Raw genomic sequence first — 24,537 nt, 5'->3', positions numbered from 1 at the left:
GCTCGCCGGTCTTCAGGTGAGCAGCGTTGAGGCCCACAGCCGCAGCGGGTTTTCCGGATCGGACAGCAGCCGCGCCACCATTGCCAGGCAGATGATCACCAGCAGCGGCCGGATCAGGCGCGGGCCAAACCGCATCGCGGCCTTGGAGCCAAGCCAGCCTCCCAGCACCTGGCCGGCCGCCATCGTCAGGCCGAGCGCCCAGAGCACCTGCCCGCCAAGGGCGAACACGGCGACTGAAACGACGTTGCTGGCAAGGTTTAGCGCCTTGGTGTGCGCCGTTGCCCGGATAAGGCCCATGCCCAGCAGGGTCACGAGGCTGAGCGCAAAGAATGAGCCTGTGCCGGGCCCGAAGAAGCCGTCATAGAAGCCGATCCCCGCGGCAACACTGCTATAGGCCAGCGGCGTCATCCGCGCATGGGCATCCTCATCGCTCGCTTTCGGCCCGAACAGGAAATACAGCGCAATCGCCACCAGAAGGCCGGGCAGTACCACCATCAGCCAGCTGGTGTCGGCCACCATCACGGCAGCGGTGCCCAGACCCGCGCCGGTGAACGTCGCGATCAGAGGCCACAGGATCAGTGCAAAATTGATCCGCCCGGCTTTCCAATAGCTCCAGGTGGCCATGGCCGTGCCGAAACTGCCCTGCACCTTGTTGGTGGCCAGCGCAGAAACCGGGTTGATCCCCACCGCCAGCAGCGCCGGCACCGTGATCAGCCCGCCGCCTCCGGCAATGGCATCGATGAAGCCGGCGGCAACAGCGGCCACCACGAGAAAGGCAATCAGTTCAGGGGCAAGCTCGATCATCCGCGCGCCTTAGACGGAGTGCCGGGCCTGATCCAGTCCCTGCTGTTGCTTCCCGGTGCGCAGACAGGATGACGCCCTCCGGCCAAAGCGATAAGCCGGGGGCATGGCCGTTGCCCGAATCCTCTTCACGCTGCCGCTGCCCGAACCGTTCGACTATACGGTGCCGGAAGGCATGGTGCTCGAGCCGGGCGCCTATGTCGCCGCGCCCGTCGGCCCGTATGACCGGCTGGGCATGGTGGTTGAGGTACTGGGCGATGAGGTGGGCTCTGGCCGCAAGCTGAAACCGGTCACGGCGGTCTACGAGGCGCCGCCCATGGGCACGCCGATGCGCGAGTTCCTGGCATGGGTCGCCCGCTACACCGTCACCCATCCGGGGCAGGTGTTGGCAATGGCGCTGCGGGCGCGGGACGGGCTTCTGCCGTCTCCGGTCGAGATGCGCTACCGGCTGACCGGGACTTTGCCCGAACGGATGACGCCCGCGCGCCAGAGGGTGCTGGACGTGTACCGGAATTGTCCGGAAATGTCCGGAAATGACCATCTGCTGTCCGCCGCTGACCTCGCCGCGGCGGCAAATGTCTCGTCCGGGGTCGTCAAAGGCATGGTTGAGGCCGGCGCGCTGGAGCCTGTGGAAATCGACAGCGACCCGCCCTTTGCCATCCCCGAGCCGGACCTTCCGGGCGCCAGCCTGACCGGCGAACAGGCCGCCGCAGCGGGGGAATTGCGCGCCGCTATCCAGCAGGGTGGTTTCTCCGCCTTCCTGCTCGATGGGGTGACGGGATCGGGCAAGACGGAAGTGTATTTCGAGGCGATTGCCGAAATCCTACGCTCAGACCCGGAAGCACAAATCCTTGTTTTGTTGCCGGAAATTGCGCTGACGCAGGCGATCCTCGCCCGCTTTCAGGCGCGTTTCGGCGCCGCGCCCGCGCCTTGGCATTCCGGCATGAACCCCAAGGATCGCCGCCGCACCTGGCGTGAGGCCGTCCATGGCCGCGCCCGCATTGTGATCGGTGCGCGCTCGGCCCTTTTCCTGCCCTACCGCAAGCTGCGCCTCATCATCGTCGATGAAGAGCATGATACCTCTTTCAAACAGGAGGACGGTGTTACCTATCATGCCCGCGATCTGGCAGTGATGCGGGCCAAGACGGAAGGCGGGCAGGTGATTCTCGCTTCGGCCACACCTGCCTTGGAAACTGCAGTGAATGCTGAGGCTGGCCGGTATGTGCGCCTGCGCCTGTCGGCCCGGCCCGGCGCCTCCCGCCTGCCGGATATAGAGCTGGTAGACCTGCGCAAGGCCCCGCCCGAAAAGGGCAAATGGCTGTCGCCGGTTCTGGAGCGCGCTCTGATCCAGACCCTCGCCAATGGCGAACAGTCGCTCCTGTTCCTCAACCGGCGCGGTTATGCGCCGCTGGTGATCTGCAAGGCTTGTGGCGAAAGGCTGAAAACGCCGGGGACAGAGAATTGGCTGACCGAGCATCGCTATTCCGGCCGGCTGGTTTGCCACGTTACCGGTTATTCCATCCCCAAGCCTGCCAAATGCCCCCATTGCGGCGCCGCTGATTCGCTGATGGGCGTCGGCCCCGGTGTGGAGCGGGTCGCCGAAGAGGTGCGCGTTCTGCTGCCCAATGCCCGGATCGAGATTTTCTCTTCAGATACGGCGCAGGGCGGCGATGCTGTCCGCAGCCTGGTGGAGCGGATGGAGCAGGGCGAGATCGATGTCATGATCGGCACCCAGATCGTCGCCAAGGGCCATAACTTCCCGAATCTGACGCTGGTAGGGGTGGTGGACGCCGATAGCGGCCTCAAGGGCGGCGATCTGCGCGCGGGCGAGCGCACCTATCAACTGCTCAGCCAGGTGGCCGGCCGGGCAGGGCGGGCGGAACGCCCGGGGCGGGCGCTGGTGCAGACTTATGCGCCGGATAACCCCGCTATGGAGGCGCTGGCCGCCAATGACCGGGACGGGTTCCTCCAGATCGAGCGGGATGTCCGCGCCGAACTGGTGCTGCCGCCCTTCGGGCGCCTGGCCGCGATGATCCTCTCTGCGCCCTCGGCAGAACTTGTGGATAAAACCGCCCTCGAAATTGCCGCTGCGGCCCCCAATGGCGAGGGAATCGAGGTGTTCGGGCCGGCGCCGGCGCCCATTACCGTGCTGCGGGGGCGCCACAGGCGGCGGTTCCTGATTAAAAGCCCCAGAATCGTGGATCTCTCGGCATATATGACTGCCTGGGCGGGGCGCCTGAAACTCCCGGCGCAGGTGCGGATTTCCGTCGATATAGACCCTTATTCATTCCTTTAGTGGCGCTTTCCTCAAGGGCGCTGCGGTTTGCGGCCATTTCGCCGCATCACGGGTCAGCGGCGGGGCTGTTGTCAGCGCTAATTTCTAATGATAAGCGCCGCACAACCTTGGGGGGGTGCCTGTTTCGCGAGCGCCGCCCGCCTGACTTTTATTAGGGCATTTCCGCCCCCTAACTGAGACGGATTTCAAGACCTTGCCTGCCTCGAACGTGATCCAGACAAGCGAAACGGCCCAGCGCTACGCTCGCGCGCTCTTTGACCTGGCGCAGGAGAAGGGCGAGTTGGCCTCGGTCCACAAGGATTTCCGGGCTTTTGCGGCGCTCATCAAAACGTCGGATGATCTGCGCAAGCTGCTAGATTCCCCCGCATTCGGCCGCGACGCGAAAGTGTCGGCCCTGGCAGAAATCGCCCAAAAAGCCGGCTATTCGGCCCTGTTCGGCAAGTTTCTCGGCACGATGGCCGCCAATGGCCGCGCCGGGGACATTCTCGGCGCCGAATTCGCCTTTGACCAATTCTATGCGAAACAGCGCGGCGTTCAGCGCGCTGTTGTGCGCACTGCAAAAGAAATGACCGGCGCTGAAAAGTCCCGGATCGAATCGCTGCTTGCCAAGATGGTTGGCGGTGAAGTTGAACTCACCAGCGAAGTGGATGCTTCGCTGATTGGTGGCATCCAGCTCCGCCTGGGCTCAAAGCTCGTGGACGCCAGCGTCGCCAAGAAACTTGAACGCATGAACACCGTGATGAAGGGAGCATAAGAAGCTCGATGGACATTTCACCTGCAGAAATTTCGGGCATCCTGAAGTCTCAGATCGAGAATTTCGGCGTCGAAGCTGAAGTCTCGGACGTTGGCCAGGTGCTTTCCGTCGGTGACGGTATCGCCCGTATCTACGGTCTCGACAGCGTGCAGGCCGGCGAACTCGTCGAGTTCGATGGCGGCATCAAGGGCATGGCCCTGAACCTCGAGAAAGATAACGTCGGCGTCGTGATCTTCGGCGAAGACCGCAACATCAAAGAGGGCGACACCGTCAAGCGGACGTCCGAGATCGTTGCTGCCCCTGTTGGTAAAGGCCTCCTTGGCCGCGTCGTGAACGCGCTGGGTGAGCCGATCGACGGCAAGGGCCCCCTGAAAGACGTTGCCAGCCGCGCCCGCGTGGACGTGAAGGCGCCGGGCATCATCCCGCGCAAATCGGTTCATGAGCCGATGATGACCGGTATCAAGGCGATCGACGGCATGATCCCGGTTGGCCGCGGCCAGCGCGAACTGATCATCGGTGACCGTCAGACCGGCAAGACCGCGATCTGCATCGACACCATCCTGAACCAGAAACCGACCAATGATGCGGCCAAGTCCGACAAGGACAAGCTGTTCTGCGTCTACGTCGCTATTGGTCAGAAGCGTTCGACGGTTGCTCAGGTTGTGAAAGCGCTCGAAGAGCGCGGTGCGCTCGACTACACGATCGTTGTTTCGGCAACGGCTTCGGAAGCTGCTCCGCTTCAATACCTCGCGCCGTTCACCGGCTGCGCCATGGGTGAGTGGTTCCGCGACAACGGCATGCACGCCCTGATCATCTATGATGACCTTTCCAAGCAGGCTGTTGCTTATCGTCAGATGTCCCTACTGCTGCGCCGCCCGCCGGGCCGCGAAGCCTATCCGGGCGACGTGTTCTACCTCCACTCGCGCCTGCTTGAGCGCGCTGCGAAGCTGAACGACGACAATGGCAATGGCTCGCTGACGGCGCTGCCGGTCATCGAAACCCAGGCAAACGACGTGTCGGCCTACATCCCGACCAACGTGATCTCGATCACCGATGGTCAGATCTTCCTCGAAACCGACCTCTTCAACTCGGGTATCCGCCCGGCTGTGAACGTCGGTCTGTCGGTGTCCCGCGTGGGTTCGGCTGCTCAGACGAAGGCGATGAAGAAAGTTGCCGGTTCGATGAAGGGTGAACTCGCCCAGTATCGCGAGATGGCTGCCTTCGCGAAGTTCGGCTCGGACCTTGATGCTGCGACCCAGCGCCTGCTGAACCGCGGCGCCCGCCTGACGGAACTCCTGAAGCAGCCGCAATACTCGCCGCTGCTGATGGAAGAACAGGTCATCATCATCTACGCCGGTACGCGCGGCTATCTCGACAAGGTCGATCTGAAAGACGTGACCCGCTACGAGAAAGAACTGCTCGCCCACATGCGCGGCGCGAAGAAGGACCTTCTCGCCAAGCTTCGCGAGAAGAAAGAACTCACCAGCGAGATCGAAGACGAGATCAAGAAAGCGCTGGACGATTTCACTTCGAAATTCGCCTGATCTGTTGAGTGGACCAAGGACGGTAAAGGCCTGACATGCCCAGCTTGAAGGACCTTAAGAACCGGATCGGAAGCGTGAAATCCACGCAGAAGATCACGAAGGCGATGCAGCTCGTGGCTGCCGCCAAGCTGAAGCGTGCGCAGGACGCCGCGACGGCGGCGCGGCCCTATGCTGAGCGTCTGGCTGCGGTTCTCGCAAACCTCGCCGCAACGACCGGCCAGGGTGGCCCGAAACTGCTGACCGGCAATGGAAACGACCAGACCCATCTGATCGTGGTCATGACGGCGGAACGCGGTCTTGCTGGCGGCTTCAACGCCTATGTGGCCAAGCTTGCCCGCCAGAAGATCCAGCAGCTTCAATCCGAAGGGAAGACCGTCAAGGTTCTCACCATCGGCAAGAAGGGCCGAGAAGTTCTGGCGCGTGAGTACAGCGCCCAGTTTGCCGGACACATCAGCCTCGCGGATGTGAAGAGCAACAACTTCACCGATGCAGCGCTGTCGGTCGGCCAAAGGCTCACCCAGGGCTTCGAGAATGGCGAGTTTGACGTTGCGACGTTGATCTATTCGCAGTTCAAGAACGTGCTCTCGCAGGTTCCGACGGCTCAGCAGCTGATCCCGGCCAAAGCGCCTGAGGGTGCGCCGGCGATTGATCTGGGCGGGGCGCAGTACATCTACGAGCCGTCCGAGGAAGCCATCCTCGAAACGCTTCTGCCGCGTTACATCAACACCCAGATCCTGTCCGCCATGCTGGAAAGCTCGGCGGGTGAGCAGGCGAGCCGCATGACCGCAATGGACAACGCGACCCGCAATGCCAAGGACCTGATCAAGGCGCTGAACCTGAAATACAACCGGGCACGCCAGGCACAGATTACCAAGGAGCTGATCGAGATCATCTCCGGGGCCGAAGCCCTCTAGACGCTAACCAGACCAGAATACTTCATCTCCCGAGGAGACGATCAGATGAGCACCCCCGCAAACGCCAAAGGCCGTGTATCCCAGGTCATCGGCGCCGTCGTTGACGTAGAATTTGATGGCGAACTGCCGTCGATCCTGAACGCACTCGAGACTGACAACAACGGTAACCGCCTGGTTCTGGAAGTTGCGCAGCACCTCGGCGAGAACACGGTTCGCACCATCGCCATGGACTCGACCGAAGGTCTCGTCCGCGGCCAGCCGGTATCTGACACTGGTAAGTCGATCATGGTTCCGGTTGGTCCGGCCACCCTCGGGCGCATCATGAACGTCATCGGCCAGCCGATTGACGAGCGCGGCCCGGTGACCACCGATCTGCTCCGTCCGATCCACGCCCCGGCCCCGGAATTCGTTGACCAGTCGACGGAAGCCGAAGTGCTCGTGACGGGTATCAAGGTTATCGACCTGCTCTGCCCCTACGCCAAAGGCGGCAAGATCGGCCTGTTCGGCGGTGCCGGCGTGGGCAAGACGGTTCTCATCATGGAACTCGTGAACAACATCGCCAAGCTGTTCGGCGGTTACTCGGTGTTCGCAGGCGTCGGTGAGCGCACGCGCGAAGGTAACGACCTCTATCACGAGATGATCGAGTCGAACGTTATCAACCTGGAAGGCGAAAGCCGGATGTCGCTGGTCTACGGCCAGATGAACGAGCCGCCGGGCGCCCGTGCCCGCGTCGCGCTGACCGGTCTGACGCAAGCCGAATACTTCCGCGATGTGGAAGGCAAGGACGTTCTGTTCTTCGTCGACAACATCTTCCGCTTTACGCAGGCTGGCTCGGAAGTGTCCGCTCTGCTCGGCCGTATTCCTTCGGCCGTGGGTTACCAGCCGACGCTGGCCACCGACATGGGCGCCCTTCAGGAGCGCATCACCTCGACCAACAAGGGATCGATCACCTCGGTTCAGGCCGTCTACGTTCCCGCTGACGACCTTACCGACCCGGCGCCGGCCACCTCGTTTGCTCACCTTGACGCAACGACGGTTCTCTCGCGCTCGATCGCCGAAAAAGGTATCTACCCGGCTGTGGACCCGCTTGACTCCACGTCGCGTATTCTCGATCCGATGGTTGTCGGTGAAGAGCATTACGACGTGGCCCGCGGCGTTCAGCAGATCCTGCAGAAATACAAAGAGCTTCAGGACATCATCGCCATCCTCGGCATGGACGAGCTGTCGGAAGACGACAAGATCACCGTTGCCCGCGCCCGTAAGGTCGAGCGCTTCCTGTCGCAGCCATTCGACGTTGCTCAGGTGTTCACCGGTTCGCCGGGTGTGCAGGTGAAACTCGAAGATACGATCAAGGGCTTCAAAGGCCTGATCAGCGGCGAGTTCGACCATCTGCCGGAGCCGGCCTTCTACATGGTTGGCAATATCGAGGAAGCGAAAGCCAAAGCCGCGAAGCTGATGGCGGAAGCTGCCTGAGGAATTAGTTGATGGCTGACAAGCTGCACTTCTCGCTCGTATCGCCGGCCCGGGAACTCTTCTCGGGCGACGTCGATCACGTGATCGCTCCGGGTACGGAAGGCGAGTTCGGCGTGCTGGTGAACCATGCGCCATTCATGACGACGCTCAAGAACGGTGTTGTGCGCGTTCTGGAAGGCGATGTCGTGCGATATCGCTTTTATGTGCGCGGCGGTTTTGCTGACGTGACCCCCGCCGGTCTCACGATCCTTGCCGAAGAAGCTCGCAATCTTTCCGATGCGAGCGCGCAGGAGATCGATGTCGAGATCGAAGCGGCGAAGATCAAGCTGCTTGAACTGGACGCCGGTGACAGCAAGCGCGCAGTCTACGAGCATCAGATTTCGTATCTGGAAGGCCTGCGCAGCGCGCTCGCCAACTGATAGGGATACAGATCAAATTAAAAGCCCCGGCCATCTAGCCGGGGCTTTTTTGTTTGCTGGGCTGCCGCCTATACAAAAACCGCGATGGTCTGACGGCCGATCATGATCGGTTGGCGTTGCTTGTTCCAGAGCAGCATTTCCTGGCTGGAATATCCATTGCGCGCCGTCTGGGCGACATGCCGGGCGAGGAACCAGCGATCCTGTGTCTCGATTTCCTCTGTGAGGAATTCCGCCATCCATGTCATCGAGCTGATGCGGCCCGGTTCGCGGAACATTGCCATGGCGGCCGGAGGCGGCGCATCGGCCAGGGCCAGCAGAGAGGTCGCATCCATTGGCGTGGCCGGGTCCTTGTGGCGCATCCAGATCGAAACGTCTGCTTTGTCCGAGCCAGACATCGGCGGGGTGCCTCCGGCAATCAGCATATCGAAATTCTGAGCGAAGGCAGGCCCCTGATGATTCCGGAAATAGGGGGGAACTTCTTCCGGGTCCGGCAATTCGGGGGCTGGCAGATCAACCAGATCAAGCGAGGACTGGCGGGGAGCGCCGAATGTCATGATGGCTTCGGCTAGCACGCCGTCCACGCCGCTCATCCGTACGGAAACAAAGACCGTGTTCTTGCCCTGCCGCAGCACTTCAGCCTTGCAGGTGACCTCGCCATGCACAGGGCCGACAAAAGCTATTTGAGCGGCGCGGGCGGGCAGGCCGGGCGCGAGGGATCTTGCGGCCTCCAGACAAAGTGCAGCGGTGAGCCCGCCATAGGCGGTGCGGCCCTGCATCCATGTCTCGGGAATGTTGATGTGGTGCGTGCCTTGGGCTGTCTCGGACATCGAGGACAGCAACTCAGTGTAGTTCATCGGTCAGCTCCTGGGAGGATGGACAAGAGACACGCCAGCATGGTTCCGAAAAAGAACCAACCCGTCACGTTGCGTCACATGCAAACGCCCCGGCTGGCGGGCCGGGGCGTGAAAGCAAGTCCGGGGTGCTGGCTTAGTGCTGGCTTTCCGGGGTGGAAACACGAAGGCCGTCGAGGGCGTCGGTCACCTTGATCTGGCAGGAGAGGCGCGAGTTGGGCTTCACATTCTCTGCGAAGTCCAGCATCGACTTTTCCATCTCTTCCTGAACCCCGGTTTTATCCAGGAAGGCCTCGTCGACGTAGACATGGCAGGTGGCGCAGGCGCAGGCCCCGCCGCAGTCGGCGTCAATTCCCGGGATGGAATTCTTGATCGCCGCTTCCATTACAGATTCGCCGTTCTTCGCTTCCACCGTGCGTTCGGTGCCGTCATGCGAAATATAGGTGATCTTTGCCATGTGGGTTTCCGTCTCCTTCAGGCCGCGGCAGTTGCGGCGATGTCTTTCATTGGGATGGTGGTGTCGCTGAGCATGTCGGGAGCAATCTTTGCGCCTGCCATGATGAGTTTCTTGGATGCCAGGAACTCCGGCGGGCTGTTGACCGCATCGACCGCAATGAGCGTGCCATTGCGCAGGTAGAAGGCGGCAAACTTGCGGCTCTCTGGATCGCCGCGCAGGACGATGGTGTCATAATCCGTGCTGAGGCCGGCGATCTGAAGCTTGAGGTCATACTGGTCTGACCAGAACCAGGGGCAGTCTTCGGCTGGCCGGGGAAGGCCGAGGATGGCGGCGGCCACCAGCTTGCCCTGTTCGATGGCGTTGTGGACGCTCTCAAGGCGGCCCGTGCGGCCATAGTGAACCAACGGGCGGCTGGCGCAGTCACCGGCCGCAAAGACATGCGGATCGGAGGTGCGGCCATCGCGGTCGGTCAGGATGCCGTTGGCGCAGGCAATGCCGGCGTCTTTTGCCAGTTCCTCATTCGGCAGGATGCCGATGCCCACGAGGACAATGTCTGCCGGCAGCTGCGTGCGATCGGCCAGCACGGCGGCGCTGACATGGCCATCCGTGCCCTCCAGATGGGAGAGGGCCGTATTGGTCAGGATCTTCACGCCTTTGGCGGTGTGCTCATGGGCGTAGAAGTCGCTCATCACCGGGCTGGTGACGCGGGCGAGCACCCGCGGTGCCATTTCCAGAACGGTCACATCCAGGCCCATGGTGCAGGCCACAGCGGCGGCTTCCAGGCCGATATAACCCGCGCCAATGATCACCATGCGGCGGCCGGAGACCATCTGCGGGCGGATACGCTCAACGTCAGACAGGGTGCGCAGGTCGTGCACACCCGCGAGATCGGCGCCCTGGCAGGGCAGCTTGCGCGGGCGGGAACCGGTGGCGAGGATCAGGGCGTCATAGTCCAGCACGCCGCCATGCTCGATATGGAGCTGGCGCGCGGCGCGGTCGATCCGCGTGGCGTGCGCCCCGAGGATCACGTCGATGTTGTTGTCCTGATACCAGGTGGCGGGTTTGAAATAGAGCCGCTCTTCATCCATTTCGCCCTTCATATAGGCCTTGGAGAGCGGCGGGCGCTGATAGGGCAGCGCGGTTTCTTCCCCGACAATCGTCAGCGCGCCCTTATACCCACCCTGGCGCAAAGACTGGACAGCCTGCGCAGCCGCCTGTCCGGCGCCAGCGATCACGATCTTATCTGCGCCCGAAAGGTCCACGACGCCCCCTGTTTCCTATAATGACGCTAGCGTCAACTTTTGCTCGGTTGTAAGCACTTGTAACGCAGCCTGCAAGCACTGCAAGCCGGGTCACTCCGTCACACAATCAGGTTAAACCGAGGTTGCGTAGCGGCAGGGCAAGACTAAGAGAGGGCATGGCGACAACTTTCGATCTTGCGGATGAGGCGGCGACGCTGGCGCTGGGGCGGGCGCTGGCCCAGATCCTGCGCGCAGGCGATTTCGTAGCCCTGCATGGCGACCTCGGCGCGGGCAAGACGACCCTGACGCGCGGGCTGATCCAGGCCCTGCTAGGGGAGGGGGAAGAGGTGCCGAGCCCCACTTACACACTGGTGCAGATCTATGAGGGGCCGGACTTTCCGCTCTGGCATTTCGACCTCTACCGGCTGGAGGATCCAGACGGGGTAGAGGAGCTGGGCTGGGATGATACGGCCGAGGGCGCGGCTCTGGTGGAATGGCCGGAAAGGGCCGGGCGGCACTTGCCGAAGCAGCGTCTGGACGTGTTGCTTGAAATTCACGGCGATCAGCGCCGGGTGAGGCTGGAACCGAAGGGCGAAGGCTGGCAGGAACGGCTGCATGGATTCAGCCTCTGACTCGCGCACACATGAGATTAACCGGTTCCTCGCCAGCGTGGGCGATGGATGGGACCGGGCAGATCGCAAACCCCTCGGCCAGGACGCTTCGACCCGCCGCTATATCCGCCTCCTGAGAGAAGATGGCGCCAGCACCCTGCTGATGGATGCGCCAAGGGTGGAGGATGATCCCTGCCCGCCGGAGGCTGACCGGGCGTTGCGCGAGAAGATGGGCTGGAATGCGATGACACGGCTGGCGGCGTCGCGAGTGGAGGCCTTTGCGCTGATTGCCGGGCATCTCCGCAGCCTGGGGCTGGAAGCGCCGGAGGTATATGCGTTCGATCCGGCGCAAGGCTTTGCGTTGATTGAGGATTTTGGCGAGGGGCGCGAGTTTGCCCGGATGATTGAGCGGGGCGAGGCGGACGAGCGGACGCTGTACCGCGCGGCCGCGGAGACGCTGGCGCTTCTCCATGCCGCGCCTGTGCCACAGCGCCTTGAAAAGGATGGCATTGTCTGGCCGATCCTGGACTTCGACGCGGTCGCGCTGGGGGCCAATGCTGATCTTTATGCCGACTGGTTGCCGCTGGAAGCGGGCGGAACGAAGCTGACAGGCGCGGTGCGGGCGCGCTGGGAGGCCGAGCGGGACGCGCTGATCGAAAAAGCCATGTCTTTTCCGAGGGCCTTCACGCTGCGGGACTATCATGCGGAAAATCTGTTGTGGTTGCCGGGCGGCCGGGTGGGCCTTCTGGACTTTCAGGACGCGGTGCGCGGCTGGGACGCCTGGGACATGGCAATGCTGACCCAGGACGCGCGCCGGGCGGTCTCCGAGGCGGCGGCAGAGGACACTGTCGCGACATTTCTGGACAAAACCGGACAGAACCGGACGGATTTTGAGGAGCGGCTGGCCGTTGTCGGCGCCCTCAATGCCTTGCGGATTGCGGGCGTCTTCTCCCGCCTGCAGTATCGGGACAAGAAGCCACGTTATGGCCAGTTCCAGCCCCGGCAGCTTTCCATCCTCGCCCGCAATTTGGCCCACCCTTCGCTGGCGGGTATGCGGGCGTTCGTGATGGAGCAGACCCCCTTCGTATTCGAGGCAAAGCCATGAGCGTTCCGGTTCCGCATACGGCGATGGTGCTTGCCGCCGGTCTCGGCACGCGCATGCGGCCGCTGACCAATGACTGCCCCAAGCCGCTGATCCCGGTGCGCGGGCGCAAGCTGATTGACCGGGTGATTGGGCCGCTGAAGACGGCGGGCGTGAAGCGCCTGGTGGTGAATGTGCATTACCTGCCGGAACAGATTGAGGCGTATCTGGAAACACTGACGGATTTCGAGGTGATCGTGTCCGACGAACGCGGCGAAGTGCTGGAGACTGGCGGCGGGTTGGCCAAAGCGTGGCCGCTCCTCGGCGAGGAGCCGGTATACGTGCTGAATACGGATGCCTTCTGGTTTCCCGAGGCGGCTGACCCCCTGCTGGCGCTGGCGGAGGCCTTTGACCCGGCGCAGGAAGACGAGCGGCTGCTGGTAGCTGACACCGGACGGGCGCTGGGCTTTGATGGGCCGGGCGACTTCTTCATGGATCACGAAGGGCGCCTGACCCGGCGTGGCCAGGCGGCGACGGCGCCCTGGGCCTATGCGGGCGTGCGGATCATCAAGCCGCAGGTTTATGGCGGGCAGCCGGTGGAGCGGTTTTCGGCGCTGCGCATCTGGGATGGCCTGATCCCTCAGGGGCGCTTGCGGGGCCTGGCGCTTGATTCCTTCTGGCTGCATGTGGGCGACCCGCAGGCGCTGAAAGATGCCGAGATGTGGGTGGCCTGTCATGGCGGCTGACGCGCTGTTCGGCCCGGATGCCCCGCGCATCCGGACGATTGCGCCGGGCACGGCCTTTGTGAAGGAACTTGCGCGCGCGCTGGCCGAGGAGACATCGCTCGCCACGAAGCCAGACGCGCTGGCCGATGCCATTATCTATGTGCCCAACCGCCGGTCTGCCCGCGCATTGTCGCTGGCGTTGTATGATGCGGCGGGGGAACAGACGATTCTGCCTCCGGACATCCGGGCATTGGGTGATCTGGACAGCGGGGAGCCACCGCCGATTGCCGAACAGGCCCTTTCCGGCGCCGTGCCCCCGCTTTCGGGCGCGCGGCAGTTGGGCGTTCTGGCGACGCTGGTGCGCCATTATTATCAGAGCGCCATGGGCATTGACCTGCCGCCGGCCTCCGCACTTTCTGCAGCGCGGGAGCTGGGCCGTCTGCTGGAGCAGGCCGCGATGAGTGAGGACGCGGACTGGAGCCGGCTGGAGGCGCTGAGCCTCGGCGACCTTGCCGCGCACTGGTCGCGTTCGGCAGATTTCCTCAAGATCGTCACCCAACTCTGGCCGGAATGGCTGGCTGAGAACCGGGCATCTGATCCTTATAAAGAGCGGTTACGCGCGGCGCGGGCGCTGGCTGACCATTGGCAGAAAGCGCCGCCGGCCGGGCCAGTGATCATTGCCGGGTCCACCGGCGCAACGCCGCCGGGACGCATCCTGATGCGGGCAGTTCTGGAACTGCCCATGGGCCTGATTGTGTTGCCGGGCCTCGATACGGCGCTGAACGAGCGGCAGTGGGACGCAGTGATCGGCGCGCCGGGCCACCCGCAGAACACGTTGATACGTACCCTGAAGTCGCTGGGCAGGGCGCCGGAGAGCGTGGCGCCGTGGCCGGGGATATCTGCCAATGCGCCCGCGCTCGCCCGTGTGCGCCTGATCCATGAAGCGCTGGCGCCCGCCGAAGAGACAGCGGACTGGCGCGCGACCCTGGAAGAGCTGGCCCTCGCGGGCGGGCAACCGATTGAGGAATTTGTGCGCGACGGCCTGAAGGGCCTCAGCGTGGCGGAAACACCGAACGAAGCGGCGGAGGCAGAAGCCGCCGCGCTGCTGATGCGGGAGACGCTGGAGCGGCCTGGCGAGACGGCGGCGCTGGTGACACCGGATGCAGGCCTTGCGCGGCGGGTTTCCGCGCTGCTTGGCCGGTGGGGCATACATGTTCCGCCTTCGGCGCCCGTGCCCCTCGGGCGGACGCTGGCAGGAAGCCTGATCGGGCTTTGCGCGCGCTGGGCGGCAGACCCCGGCGAACCAGCTGTCATGGCAGCTGTGCTGAAGCATCCCTTTGTTCGTGGAAAGATGGATTCAGGCAAGCTGGATCTTTATTTCCTGCGGGGGCCGCGCCGCTCGAAAAGCCTGGACGATCTGGCCCATAGCATCGACATCCGCGACAAGCTGGAGCCGCATTCGCCTTTCCAGCGGGAAGATCAGGATGAGGCTATCCTTCTTGTGCGCCGCCTTGCCGGGATCATGGAAGAGACTGCATCGGACTTTTCCAGTCTGGAGGCAGTGACGGCGGATGAGGCCGCAAGGCGCGTGGCCGATCTGGCCGGCGCGATCAGCGAAACGCCGATGCCCTGGGCGGGTGAGGACGGCGCGGGGGCATCAAACCTTCTGCAGCGGCTGGCCGAACTAGGGCCGTTCCTGGGGGAGATGAGCCCGGAAGCCTTTTCCGATCTGGTGGATGCGGAATCCTCCACGCTGCCCGTGCAGACGGGCGAGCCGGAGCATCCGCGGCTCTCTATCTGGGGCCCGCTGGAGGCGCGTCTTCAGTCTGCGGACAGGTTGATCCTTGCGGGCCTCAACGAAGATGTGTGGCCCGAGAAGCCGCCCGCCGATGCATTCTTGCCACGCCGGTTTCGTGCGCCTCTGGGGCTGAATGATCCGGAAGAGCGGATGGGCCTGTCGGCGCATGATTTTGCGCAGTTGGCAGCGGCGCCGCATGTGGTGATGCTGTATGCTGCGCGGCGGGATGACGGCCCGGCGGTGGCGTCCCGCTGGGTGTGGCGGTTGCGGACATTGGCGGAGGGCGCGTTTGGCGAGCGGACGGCGGAACTGCTCAAGGGCGAAACGCGCCATCTTCTGGACTGGGTGAGCGCCCTTCAGACACGCGGGTTAGGCAGCCTGCCGGCAGATTTCAATGCCGAGCCAAAGCCGAAGAAGCGCACGCCGGAAGACTGGCCACGGCGGCTTTCGGTAACGCGAGTCGACCGGTTGCAGCGTGACCCCTATTCGATCTGGGCGGAGTCCGTTCTAGGGCTTCGCCAAGTGGATGTGCTGGGCGCGCCGCTGGCCAGCAATCTGCGCGGAACGGCAATCCATGCGGCGCTGGATGCGTTTGAAGCAGATGGCGTGGCCAAGGATGCCGAAACGCTGCTGGGCCTTATCCGGCAGGAGCTTGCGCGGACCGGCGAGCCGGAATCCGCTTGGGCGGGGCGTCTCGCCATCTGGCAGGATGTGGCGGAGTGGTATCTGGATTGGCGCCGGGAGCGGGACGTTTCAGGCGGCATCCTGCGCGAGGTGCGCGGGGAATATCGCAGCGATATTGCCGGGCATCCTTTCGAGCTTTCGGCGACGGCAGACCGGATCGAGCGCACGGCGGCGGGCGCTCTGGTGATTGTGGACTTCAAGACAGGTCTGCCGCCTACGGACAAGGCTATCGATGCAGGCTATGACCAGCAGATGCCGTTGCAGGCGATCATTGCGGCCAGGGGCGGGTTTCAGAATGTTCGGGCTGCGCCGGTCGAAGCGCTGGAATATGTGTCGATCCGGGGGCGGCCCGAGGCGCGGCGGGTTGGCGAGAGCAAGAGCAGCCCGAAGTCTCTGGCAGAGTTGATCGCGGCGGCGGAGGACGGGTATGTGCGGCTGATTGCGGCGTATCGCGATCCGGCGGCGGTATATGCGTCTGCGCCGCGGGTGCAGTTCGTGAAGTATGACTACGGATATAATCTTCTGGCGCGGCGGGCGGAATGGAACCGGGATACACCGGGCGGGGATGGCGGCGATGAGTGAACGCGCCCGGCATCAGGAAGCATTCGAAGCGGCGGTGAAGGCGCAGGCTGATGCGGCAAAGCCCACCGTTTCGGCTTTTGCCACGGCGAATGCGGGCAGCGGCAAGACCAAGGTGCTGATCGATCGGGTGGCGCGCCTGCTGTTGCGGCGGGAAGACGGGCGGCCGGGGGCAGAGCCGGATTCGATCCTCTGTATCACCTACACGCGCGCGGCGGCGAACGAGATGCTGACGCGGCTTTTCCGTACGCTGGGCGATTGGGCCGTGAAGGAGGACGACAGCCTCCGAGAGGCCCTCGCCAAGCTGGAGGGGCGGACGGCGGAGAGCTATTCGCGGGACGATCTGCGCGATGCGCGGCGGCTGTTTGCGCGCGCGCTGGAAACGCCGGGCGGCCTGCGGATCGAAACGATCCATGCGTTCTGCGCGCGTATCCTGCGGCGTTTTCCGCTGGAGGCGGGGGTCGTGCCCGGCTTCACGGAGATGGAGGACCGGGACGCGCGGGCGCTGTGGCAGGCCGCCAAGGAGCGCGCGATCCTGGACGCAGCGCGCGCGGCGCCGGAAGACCTGGCGCTGATCACGCGGGAAGCCATGAATGAGGGGGCCTCAAGCGCGCTGGATGCGCTGAAAGGCTCAGGCGCGGCCGTGATGCGGTTTGCCGAGCGGCATGATTTCGTCATTGAGCGGATGATGGAAGCCCTGCGGGCCGATCTGGGGGCCCCGCGCGAGACGCCGGAAGAAATCCTGGCGGCAGCGATGGGCGATGTCTTGCCGAGAGGCGCGATCCGCGAAGCGGTGCGGGCGCTGCTCTCAGGCACAACGACGGATCAGAAGCGGGCCGAAGCGCTGGAGCAGACGCTGGCGGCGGAAACGCCCGCTGCGGTGTGGGCTGCGTATGCACCGTTTTTCCTGACGGAGAAGGGCGAGTTCCGGGCGCAGAACCCCTACACCAAGAAGACGGGTGAGCTTTGCCCGCTGCTTCAGGAATATTTCCAGGTCAAGGATGGCGAAGGCCGGGAGACGGCACGGATGCGGGCGCTGGTGGAGACATTGCAGCGGGCGCGGGCGTTTGCGCGGACGGCAGCATTGATCCGCATCGGCCTGCCGGCGCTGGAGGCCTACCGGGACGAGAAAGCGCGGCGTGGAGCGCTGGATTTCGATGACCTGATCGAGAAAACCCGCGAACTGCTCGAAGCCGAGGGCATGGCAAGCTGGGTGCTTTACAAGCTGGATGGCAGCATCTCTCATGTGTTGCTAGACGAGGCGCAGGATACGAGCCCCGAGCAGTGGGATCTGATCCGGGCGCTGACGAACGAATTTGGCGCCGGAGAAGGCCGGGATTATTCGCAGGACCCGCGCACGATGTTCATCGTGGGCGATGAGAAACAGTCGATCTATTCTTTCCAGGGGGCGGAACCGGAACGGCTGCTCAAGGAAACGCAGCGGCTGACCGAGCGGATGCCCGGCGCGACGGGTGTGGAAATGCTTATGTCATTCCGCTCGGCGCCCGAAGTGCTGACCTTTGTGGATACTGTGTGGAACCGGTCGCCGCCGATTGATGTGGGGATTGGCGGCGCTCCGCCGCAGACTGCCAATGATATTCAGCATACGGCGCGGCGCTGGGATCAGCATGGCGCGGTAGAAATCTGGCCGATTGAACCGAAGGTGCCTGATGATGAAACCGATGCCTGGGAGCGTCCGGTGGATGTGGTGCGGGCGACCTCGCCCAAGGCGAAGCTGGCCGCTGGCGTCGCGCGGGCCGTGCGGCAGATGATCGACCGGGGCGAAACGATCTGGGAGGGCAAGGCCGAGCGGGCGATGCGGCCGGAAGACGTGCTGATCCTCGTGAGCAAGCGGCAAGGCGGCCTGTTTGACTCGCTGATTACAGCGCTGAAGGCAGAAGGGTTACCAGTCGCAGGCGCTGACCGGCTTATCCTGACCGATTTCATCGGGGTGCAGGACTGTCTGAACCTGATGCGATTTGCGACGCTGGACCTGCGCGACCTGACGCTGGCGGAAATTCTACGGGGGCCGTTCTGCGGGCTGGTGGATGACGATCAATACCTGTTCCCGCTCGCGTCGCGCCGGGCGAAGGGAGAGACGCTCTGGTCCCGCGTGAAGGCGAGCGATGACCCGGATGTTCAGCAGGCGGCACGTTTTCTTCAGGGATTGTTCGACCGGGCGCACCTGCCGTCTTATGAGTTCCTGAGCCATGTACTCGACAGGGTTGGGGAAGGCGGGCTGACCGGCTGGGAAATGCTGAACGCCCGCCTGGGGACGCCGGCGCGCGATCCTATCGAGGCGCTTCTGTCTCGCGCTCTTAGCCATGACAGCGCGGCGCCATCTTCGCTGCAGTCTTTCGTGGCAGCGATGGAGGCCGAGGCGGTCGAGATCAAGCGAGACCTGGCAGAAGCCGGGCGCGAAGTGCGCGTGATGACGGTGCATGGCGCCAAGGGGCTTCAGGCGCCGGTGGTGATCCTGCCGGATACGACGTCCAAGCCAAAGACCAGCGCGCCTGCCGTGCTGGCGAGCGCGAATGCCGTGGTGTGGTCTCCGCGCAAGGATACGGATGCCGAAGCCTCCCGCCGCGCGCGGGCCATTGCAGAAGCCAAGGCGCGGGAGGAACACCGGCGCCTGCTATATGTGGCGCTGACACGGGCGCAGGACCGGCTGATCATAGCCGGGCACTGGCAGGGGCAGGCAGGCGAAGGGAAAACCGGATACGAAAAGGATTCCTGGTATGCGCTTTGCGACATGGCGATGGCAGCGCTTGCGCCGGAAGAATTCGAGCTGGGGCTGCGCTTCGGCAAGGTTTCTATTGCGGGCGCCGGAGGAGCGCCGGCCAACGAGACCCTTTCGGGCGGCCTGCCGGGCTGGGCGTTGACGCCGCCGCAGGCTGATCCGGTGGTGCGCAAACTGTCTGCACCGACGAGCCTCTTGGGCCCCAAGACGCGCATTGTTGCGCCGTTCGATGCGGCCCGGGAGGAGCGCCTGAAGCGCGGGCGGGCGATCCACGCCTTGCTGCAATACCTGCCGGAATTGCCCGAAGAGAAACGGGAAGCGGCGGCAGATGCCTACCTCTCCCGAGACGGGGAGCTGACAGCGGCGCAGCGGGCCGAGATGAAGGCGGCGGCTCTCGGCGTGATGCGCGATCCGGCGCTCGGTGCGATCTTCCAGCCTGGCGGGCGGGCTGAGGCGGCGATTATTGGGCGTTCACCGGAATTGCCCGCGGGCACGGTGATCAACGGCCGGGTGGACCGCCTGGTGGTGACCCCGGCGCAGGTGCTGGTGATTGACTTCAAGACCGACCAGCCCGCACCGGAGAGGGCCGAAGACGTGGCCGATACCTATGTGGCGCAGATGGCGGCCTATTGGGCGGTGCTGAAGACAGCTTTTCCGGATCGGGAAGTGGTCGCCGCGCTCTGCTGGACGGATGGGCCGCGCCTGATGCGCCTGCCAGAGGCCCAGCTTTTAGCAGTTCTCACAAGTGCGCGCGGCATGGTTTGACTTGGCCCGAGAGTCCCTATGTATCACACTCAAGAATTAGAATGCCGGCAGAAGGAGCCGCAACCATGGCAGCGATCAATGTAAATGAAGACGATTTCGACGGTGTGGTCACCGGTTCGGATACGCCTGTTGTCGTCGATTTCTGGGCCGAATGGTGCGGCCCGTGCAAACAGATGTCTCCGCACCTGGAGGCTGTCGCCGAGGAAATGAGCGGCAAGGTGAAGATCGTCAAACTGAACGTGGATGACTATCCGCTGGTTGGCGCCCGTTATGGCGTGCGTGGCTTGCCGACGCTTCTGATGTTCAAGGGCGGCAAGGTGACGGCCACCCGCAATGGCGCGATGAACCGCCAGGCCCTGACCGACTGGATCAAGCAGAGCCTTTAGGGCTCCGCCGCGCCCGGCGTTTTCAGGCGTTTTCGCTCGTCAGAGAAATGAAGACGTCTTCAAGGTCGGGCGCTTCGGTCGATAGGTCGGCAATGCCGATGCCGGCGTTGCGCACACGCTCCAGCAGACGGCCTATCCCGGTTTCACTCGTCCGGAAGGTGATGGCGACGCCGCCATCATTGCGGATTTTAACGTCCAGACCTGAGAGGTCGCCCGGAACGGCGCTCAAAGGCTCTTTCGGGTAGATCACCAGCGTCTTGTAGTCGAGGCGGGAGAGAAGCTGGGGGGTCGGCTCGCACGCGACGATTTCGCCGTGATTGACGATGGCGATGGTGTCGCAAAGCTCCTCGGCTTCTTCCAGATAGTGGGTCGTCAAGATGATGGTCGTGCCTTTGGCGTGCAATTCGCGCACATAGTCCCAGAGCAGGCGGCGCAGTTCGACGTCAACGCCGGCGGTCGGCTCGTCAAGGATGAGCACCGGCGGATTGTGGACAAGGGCTTTTGCCACCATGAGTCGGCGCTTCATACCGCCCGAGAGCTGGCGAACGTAAGCATCTTTCTTGTCGGCGAGGCCCAGTGCGGTGAGGATTTCCACCGTACGCCGTTCGGCCTTGGGCACGCCATAGAAGCCCGCCATCAGTTCCAGCATCTCGAAAGGCGTGAAGAATGGATCGGCGACCACTTCCTGATTCACAACGCCAATGGCCGCGCGGCTCTGGCGCGGATCCTGATCAATATCGAGGCCCCAGATTCGTGCGGTGCCCGATGTTTTTTTGACCAGACCAGCGAGAATGTTGATGAAGGTGGATTTGCCTGCGCCGTTTGGTCCGAGAAGGCCGAAGATCGAACCGGTGGGAATGGTGAGATTGATGCCGTTTAGCGCTTGTTTTTCCGGCATTTTTCCGGACGCAGCATAGGTTTTCCGCAGGTCGCGGACCTCAATCGCGTAGGTAGGGTCAGGCATGGTAAGTATTTTCCCGTTGGCAGGGCGCCTTGCGCGGTCCATGCCCTGTCTTTAGTTAGGATGCCGCTGGCTGCGTCGCAAGCAATCGCGTCACCGCCAATTCAGGAGAACCCAAGGCATGCCCGCCAAACGCGATGTTTTTACGCCGCCAGAAATTTCCATGGTCTCAAGCCACAAGGTTTCCTGCAATGGCGGAGGCGGCGCGCTCGGCCATCCCAAGGTCTGGTATGAGATGGGCGACGACGATTTCGTCGAGTGCAAATATTGCGACCGCCGTTTCGTGCTGATCGGTGGCAAGCAAGACCCCAACCGCGGACGCTAGGAAGGCGGCCCCTACAGGACCGGCGGGAAGCCCATGCAGATCCTGATTGCAGGTGGTGGTATCGGCGGGCTGACGGCGGCGCTGGCTTTCCTGAAAGCAGGGCATTCTGTGACGGTGCTGGAGAAGGCGCCGGAGATTGCCGAAGTGGGCGCTGGCCTGCAGGTAAGCCCGAATGGCATGAAGGTGCTTGATGCGCTGGGCGCGTCGGCGCGCGTGTCGCGGGATGCATTTCGCCCGCGTGCGCAGGAGTTGCGCCTCGGGCGAAGCGGCGCGCGGATATTCAGTGTGCCGCTTCGCGAGGCGTCGCAGGCGCGGTGGCGGGGAGAGTATCTGCATATCCACCGGGCAGATCTGGTTGAGGCGCTGAAGGCCTGTGTGACGGATCGCGCCCCGGACGCCGTGCGCCTCGGCGCGACGGTGACAGGGTATGAGAATACTTCTGGCGGCATTGTTGCGTTGCTCAGCACCGGCGAGCGTGTGGCCGGAGACCTTCTGGTGGGCGCGGACGGCATTCATTCGGCGGTGCGCGCCCAGATGCTGGGCCCGGACAAGCCGCGCTTTACCGGCAATGCCGCCTGGCGCGCTGTGGTGCCTGTGTCAAAGCTGGGGGATTATCCGCCTCCGGAGACGGCGTGTGTGTGGGCTGGAAAACGGCGCCATGCGGTAACCTATCGCCTGCGGCGGGGCAGCCTCGCGAATTTTGTCGGTGTGGTGGAGTGCGCCGAGCCGGGAGACGAGTCCTGGACTTCAGTCGGCGCGCGGGAACAGGCGCTGAAGGACTTCAAGGGCTGGAACCCGGTGATCCAGCGGATCATTGACGAGGCGCCGCTGCTTTTGCGCTGGTCGCTCTATGATCGCCCCGAGATGCCGAAATGGCAGGATGGCCGGGCCGTGCTGCTGGGGGATGCGTGCCATCCGATGTTGCCTTTCATGGCGCAGGGCGCGGTGATGGCGATTGAGGACGCCTATGTGCTGGCCCGGGAAGTCGGCCGCGCGCTGGCGAAGGGCGAAGGGGCAGACGCCGAGGCTGGGCTCAAGGCGTATGAAGCGATCCGCAAGCCACGGGCATCGCGCGTGCAGAATGTGGCGCGGGAGAACGCGGCGCTGTTCCACCGGTCCAACCCACTCTACCAGCTTGGCACCTATGGGCCCATGTGGGTGGCGGGAAAGTATCTGCCGTCCATCGTGCATGGCCGGCATGACTGGCTTTATGGGCATGATGTGACCGGGCCCGGCTGAGCCGGGGTTGCGGCCAGCGGCCAATTCGGCCACCAATCAGGAAAACTTACGCAAAGGAAACGGCCGCAGAACATGCTGTCTGTACTGGATATTTTCCGGGTCGGGATCGGCCCTTCAAGTTCGCACACCGTTGGGCCGATCCGCATCGGAAACCGGTTCATGGCGCACCTCACCCAAAGCGGGAAGCTGGCGCAGACGGCGCGGATCGAGGCGGAGCTGCAGGGGTCTCTCGCGCTGACGGGTGTGGGTCACGCAACGCCCAAGGCGGTTGTGCTCGGGCTACTCAATCTGGAGCCGGAAACGCTGGACCCGGAGGAGGCCGACCGCCTTGTGGGGCAGGCGTATGAGCAGAAGCGCCTGGTGCTGGCTGATGGGCGGACGATAGAGTTTGATCCGGAGACGGATATTCGGTTTGCTTACGACATCATGCCGGATCTTCATCCGAACGGCTTGCGCATCCGGGCATTTGACGCAGCTGGCGCCACGCTTGCCGACGAAACCTGGTATTCCACAGGCGGCGGTTTCATTGCCACGCGCAAGCAGCTGGAAAAGCCGGTGGAAGACGACATTCTGCCGGTCGGCGACCCGGTGCCCTATGAATTCACGTCTGCGGCACGCCTGCTGGAGATTTGCCGCGGAAGCGGTCTCAATATTGATGAGGTGATCCTGGCCAACGAGGATGCCAAACGTCCAAGGGCGGAGACCGAAGCCGCGCTGGACAGGATTGCAGGCGTCATGATGGCGTGTATCGACCGGGGGCTTGTCCGCCGGGGTGAATTGCCGGGCGGCTTGAAGGTGCGCCGCCGCGCGCCGGAAATCTGGCAGAAACTGCAGGAGGGGCCGCCCTCCAATGAGCGCGAGCAGCTTTTTGACTGGCTAAACGTCTATGCCATGGCGGTGAATGAAGAGAATGCGGCGGGTGGGCAGGTCGTGACGGCGCCGACGAATGGCGCGGCGGGGATCATTCCGGCGGTGATCCGGCATTATTGTGCGGAGACGGAAGACGCAGCCGTGCGCCTGCGCCGGTTCCTGCTGACGGCCGGCGGGATTGGGCTTCTCTACAAGCAGAGAGCGTCCATTTCCGGCGCAGAAATGGGCTGTCAGGGGGAGGTTGGCGTGGCCTGCTCCATGGCGGCGGGCGGCCTTGCGGCGGTTTGGGGCGGCACACCGCAGCAGGTGGCCAATGCGGCCGAGATCGGGATGGAGCATAATCTGGGCCTGACGTGCGATCCGGTGGGCGGCCTGGTGCAGATCCCCTGTATCGAGCGCAATGCGATCGGCGCGGTGAAGGCGGCAAATGCCGCGCGGCTGGCCCTGCATTCCCTTGAGCAGACGAAGGTATCTCTGGATCAGGTGATCGAAACGATGCGGCAGACGGGGCTGGATATGTCTTCCAAGTATAAGGAGACGAGCCAGGGCGGGCTCGCGGTCAATGTCATCGAATGCTAGGCAATTGACACAAAACATTATCAGAGCCGACACCGAAGTGTAGCGGAACCGCATTAGCGCTGCATCCTGTATGACAGGGGCAGCGGGCATGATGCACGATCCGAAACTCGTCTATTCACTTGAGGTTCGCGTTATGGACCTTGAGCAGAAGGTGGCTGATCTGGAGAACAGTCTCCGGGAAATCACGGCTGGCCGCGTAAAGAGCGCGGACCCGAACGTGGTGCCGCTTCCGCCCGCGCTTCTCAAACGCATCAGCGATGGAGAGCATCCGGTGCGGGTGATCCGTCAGTTCCGCCTGATGACGCAAAAGGAGCTGGGCGAACTTTGCGGCATCCGTCCGAACCACATCTCGGCCATTGAACGGGGCATGTCTTATGGTCTCAAGACGGCCAAGCGTCTCGCCGATGCCCTGGCAGTGCCGGTAGACCTGCTGACCTGACAGGC

At 63.5% G+C, this 24,537-nt stretch carries 21 protein-coding genes; 16 read left to right on the top strand and 5 right to left on the bottom strand.

Annotated elements, in window-relative coordinates:
* Positions 1–12 precede the first annotated feature (12 nt).
* Positions 13–804 (bottom strand): TSUP family transporter, encoded by a 792-nt coding sequence (locus ACQKI2_RS07620; RefSeq protein WP_427379094.1) that lies wholly within the window; start codon positions 802–804, stop codon positions 13–15.
* A 103-nt stretch (positions 805–907) separates the two neighbouring features.
* Here ACQKI2_RS07620 and ACQKI2_RS07615 point away from each other — a divergent pair, with 103 nt between their 5' ends.
* The 6 genes from ACQKI2_RS07615 (at position 908) to ACQKI2_RS07590 (ending at position 8,201) form a co-directional block, all read left to right on the top strand.
* Complete coding sequence (locus ACQKI2_RS07615) at positions 908–3,097, top strand: primosomal protein N' (protein ID WP_427379093.1); 2,190 nt, start codon at positions 908–910, stop codon at positions 3,095–3,097.
* Positions 3,098–3,290: 193 nt separating this feature from the next.
* Complete coding sequence (gene atpH, locus ACQKI2_RS07610; RefSeq protein WP_427379092.1) at positions 3,291–3,851, top strand: ATP synthase F1 subunit delta; 561 nt, start codon at positions 3,291–3,293, stop codon at positions 3,849–3,851.
* A gap of 8 nt (positions 3,852–3,859) precedes the next feature.
* The gene (gene atpA, locus ACQKI2_RS07605) at positions 3,860–5,395 is read left to right on the top strand and encodes a F0F1 ATP synthase subunit alpha (protein ID WP_427379091.1); all 1,536 of its coding nucleotides are present in this window, start codon (positions 3,860–3,862) and stop codon (positions 5,393–5,395) included.
* Between the two features lie 35 nt (positions 5,396–5,430).
* Positions 5,431–6,309, top strand: a complete 879-nt coding sequence (locus ACQKI2_RS07600; RefSeq protein ID WP_427379090.1) for a F0F1 ATP synthase subunit gamma — start codon at positions 5,431–5,433, stop codon at positions 6,307–6,309.
* Between the two features lie 45 nt (positions 6,310–6,354).
* Positions 6,355–7,782, top strand: coding sequence for a F0F1 ATP synthase subunit beta (gene atpD / locus ACQKI2_RS07595; protein ID WP_427379089.1), 1,428 nt, complete (start codon positions 6,355–6,357; stop codon positions 7,780–7,782).
* An 11-nt stretch (positions 7,783–7,793) separates the two neighbouring features.
* The gene (locus ACQKI2_RS07590) at positions 7,794–8,201 is read left to right on the top strand and encodes a F0F1 ATP synthase subunit epsilon (RefSeq protein WP_427379088.1); all 408 of its coding nucleotides are present in this window, start codon (positions 7,794–7,796) and stop codon (positions 8,199–8,201) included.
* 68 nt (positions 8,202–8,269) lie between these two features.
* Here the strand turns inward: ACQKI2_RS07590 and ACQKI2_RS07585 are convergent, their stop codons facing one another.
* The 3 genes from ACQKI2_RS07585 to ACQKI2_RS07575 all read right to left on the bottom strand — a co-directional run bounded on the left by ACQKI2_RS07585 (position 8,270) and on the right by ACQKI2_RS07575 (position 10,771).
* Entirely contained in the window at positions 8,270–9,055 is a 786-nt protein-coding gene (locus ACQKI2_RS07585; RefSeq protein ID WP_427379087.1) for a thioesterase family protein, read from the bottom strand.
* A 133-nt stretch (positions 9,056–9,188) separates the two neighbouring features.
* Positions 9,189–9,509 (bottom strand): 2Fe-2S iron-sulfur cluster-binding protein, encoded by a 321-nt coding sequence (locus tag ACQKI2_RS07580; protein ID WP_291047576.1) that lies wholly within the window; start codon positions 9,507–9,509, stop codon positions 9,189–9,191.
* 17 nt (positions 9,510–9,526) lie between these two features.
* Positions 9,527–10,771 carry an NAD(P)/FAD-dependent oxidoreductase gene (locus tag ACQKI2_RS07575; RefSeq protein WP_427379086.1) on the bottom strand — a complete coding sequence of 415 codons (1,245 nt, stop codon included), beginning with the start codon at positions 10,769–10,771 and terminating at the stop codon, positions 9,527–9,529.
* Positions 10,772–10,926: 155 nt separating this feature from the next.
* Between ACQKI2_RS07575 and tsaE the strand changes: the two genes are divergently transcribed.
* The 6 genes from tsaE (at position 10,927) to trxA (ending at position 20,119) form a co-directional block, all read left to right on the top strand.
* The gene (tsaE, locus tag ACQKI2_RS07570) at positions 10,927–11,382 is read left to right on the top strand and encodes a tRNA (adenosine(37)-N6)-threonylcarbamoyltransferase complex ATPase subunit type 1 TsaE (protein WP_427379085.1); all 456 of its coding nucleotides are present in this window, start codon (positions 10,927–10,929) and stop codon (positions 11,380–11,382) included.
* Positions 11,366–12,466 (top strand): aminoglycoside phosphotransferase family protein, encoded by a 1,101-nt coding sequence (locus tag ACQKI2_RS07565; protein ID WP_427379084.1) that lies wholly within the window; start codon positions 11,366–11,368, stop codon positions 12,464–12,466. The genes tsaE and ACQKI2_RS07565 overlap by 17 nt, the downstream gene beginning before the upstream one ends.
* On the top strand, positions 12,463–13,188 hold the full coding sequence (locus ACQKI2_RS07560; protein ID WP_427379083.1) for a nucleotidyltransferase family protein: 726 nt from the start codon (positions 12,463–12,465) through the stop codon (positions 13,186–13,188). Before ACQKI2_RS07565 ends, ACQKI2_RS07560 begins: the two co-directional genes overlap by 4 nt.
* Positions 13,178–16,231: a double-strand break repair protein AddB gene (gene addB / locus ACQKI2_RS07555; protein WP_427379082.1), complete on the top strand. Its 3,054-nt coding sequence runs from the start codon at positions 13,178–13,180 to the stop codon at positions 16,229–16,231. Before ACQKI2_RS07560 ends, addB begins: the two co-directional genes overlap by 11 nt.
* A complete protein-coding gene (gene addA / locus ACQKI2_RS07550) occupies positions 16,224–19,733 on the top strand; it encodes a double-strand break repair helicase AddA (protein WP_427379081.1) in 3,510 nt (1,169 codons plus the stop codon). The genes addB and addA overlap by 8 nt, the downstream gene beginning before the upstream one ends.
* A 65-nt stretch (positions 19,734–19,798) precedes the next feature.
* The gene (trxA, locus tag ACQKI2_RS07545; RefSeq protein WP_427379080.1) at positions 19,799–20,119 is read left to right on the top strand and encodes a thioredoxin; all 321 of its coding nucleotides are present in this window, start codon (positions 19,799–19,801) and stop codon (positions 20,117–20,119) included.
* 22 nt (positions 20,120–20,141) lie between these two features.
* On the opposite strand, the gene ACQKI2_RS07540 is transcribed toward trxA, so the two are convergent.
* Entirely contained in the window at positions 20,142–21,083 is a 942-nt protein-coding gene (locus ACQKI2_RS07540) for an ABC transporter ATP-binding protein (RefSeq protein WP_427379079.1), read from the bottom strand.
* Between the two features lie 118 nt (positions 21,084–21,201).
* On the opposite strand from ACQKI2_RS07540, the gene ACQKI2_RS07535 reads away from it, so the two are divergent.
* From ACQKI2_RS07535 to ACQKI2_RS07520, 4 genes are all read left to right on the top strand, one after another.
* Positions 21,202–21,405 carry a zinc-finger domain-containing protein gene (locus tag ACQKI2_RS07535; protein WP_290919093.1) on the top strand — a complete coding sequence of 68 codons (204 nt, stop codon included), beginning with the start codon at positions 21,202–21,204 and terminating at the stop codon, positions 21,403–21,405.
* Positions 21,406–21,438: 33 nt separating this feature from the next.
* Positions 21,439–22,644, top strand: a complete 1,206-nt coding sequence (locus ACQKI2_RS07530; RefSeq protein ID WP_427379078.1) for an FAD-dependent monooxygenase — start codon at positions 21,439–21,441, stop codon at positions 22,642–22,644.
* Positions 22,645–22,716: 72 nt separating this feature from the next.
* On the top strand, positions 22,717–24,093 hold the full coding sequence (locus ACQKI2_RS07525) for an L-serine ammonia-lyase (RefSeq protein WP_427379077.1): 1,377 nt from the start codon (positions 22,717–22,719) through the stop codon (positions 24,091–24,093).
* A gap of 88 nt (positions 24,094–24,181) precedes the next feature.
* A complete protein-coding gene (locus ACQKI2_RS07520) occupies positions 24,182–24,532 on the top strand; it encodes a helix-turn-helix transcriptional regulator (RefSeq protein WP_162174020.1) in 351 nt (116 codons plus the stop codon).
* Positions 24,533–24,537: the final 5 nt, after the last annotated feature.

The organism is Hyphomonas sp. NPDC076881, from assembly GCF_050269995.1.
Taxonomy (GTDB): domain Bacteria; phylum Pseudomonadota; class Alphaproteobacteria; order Caulobacterales; family Hyphomonadaceae; genus Hyphomonas.
The sequence above is the reverse complement of the archived record's forward strand: the minus strand, read 5'-3'. Positions and strand labels throughout refer to the sequence as shown.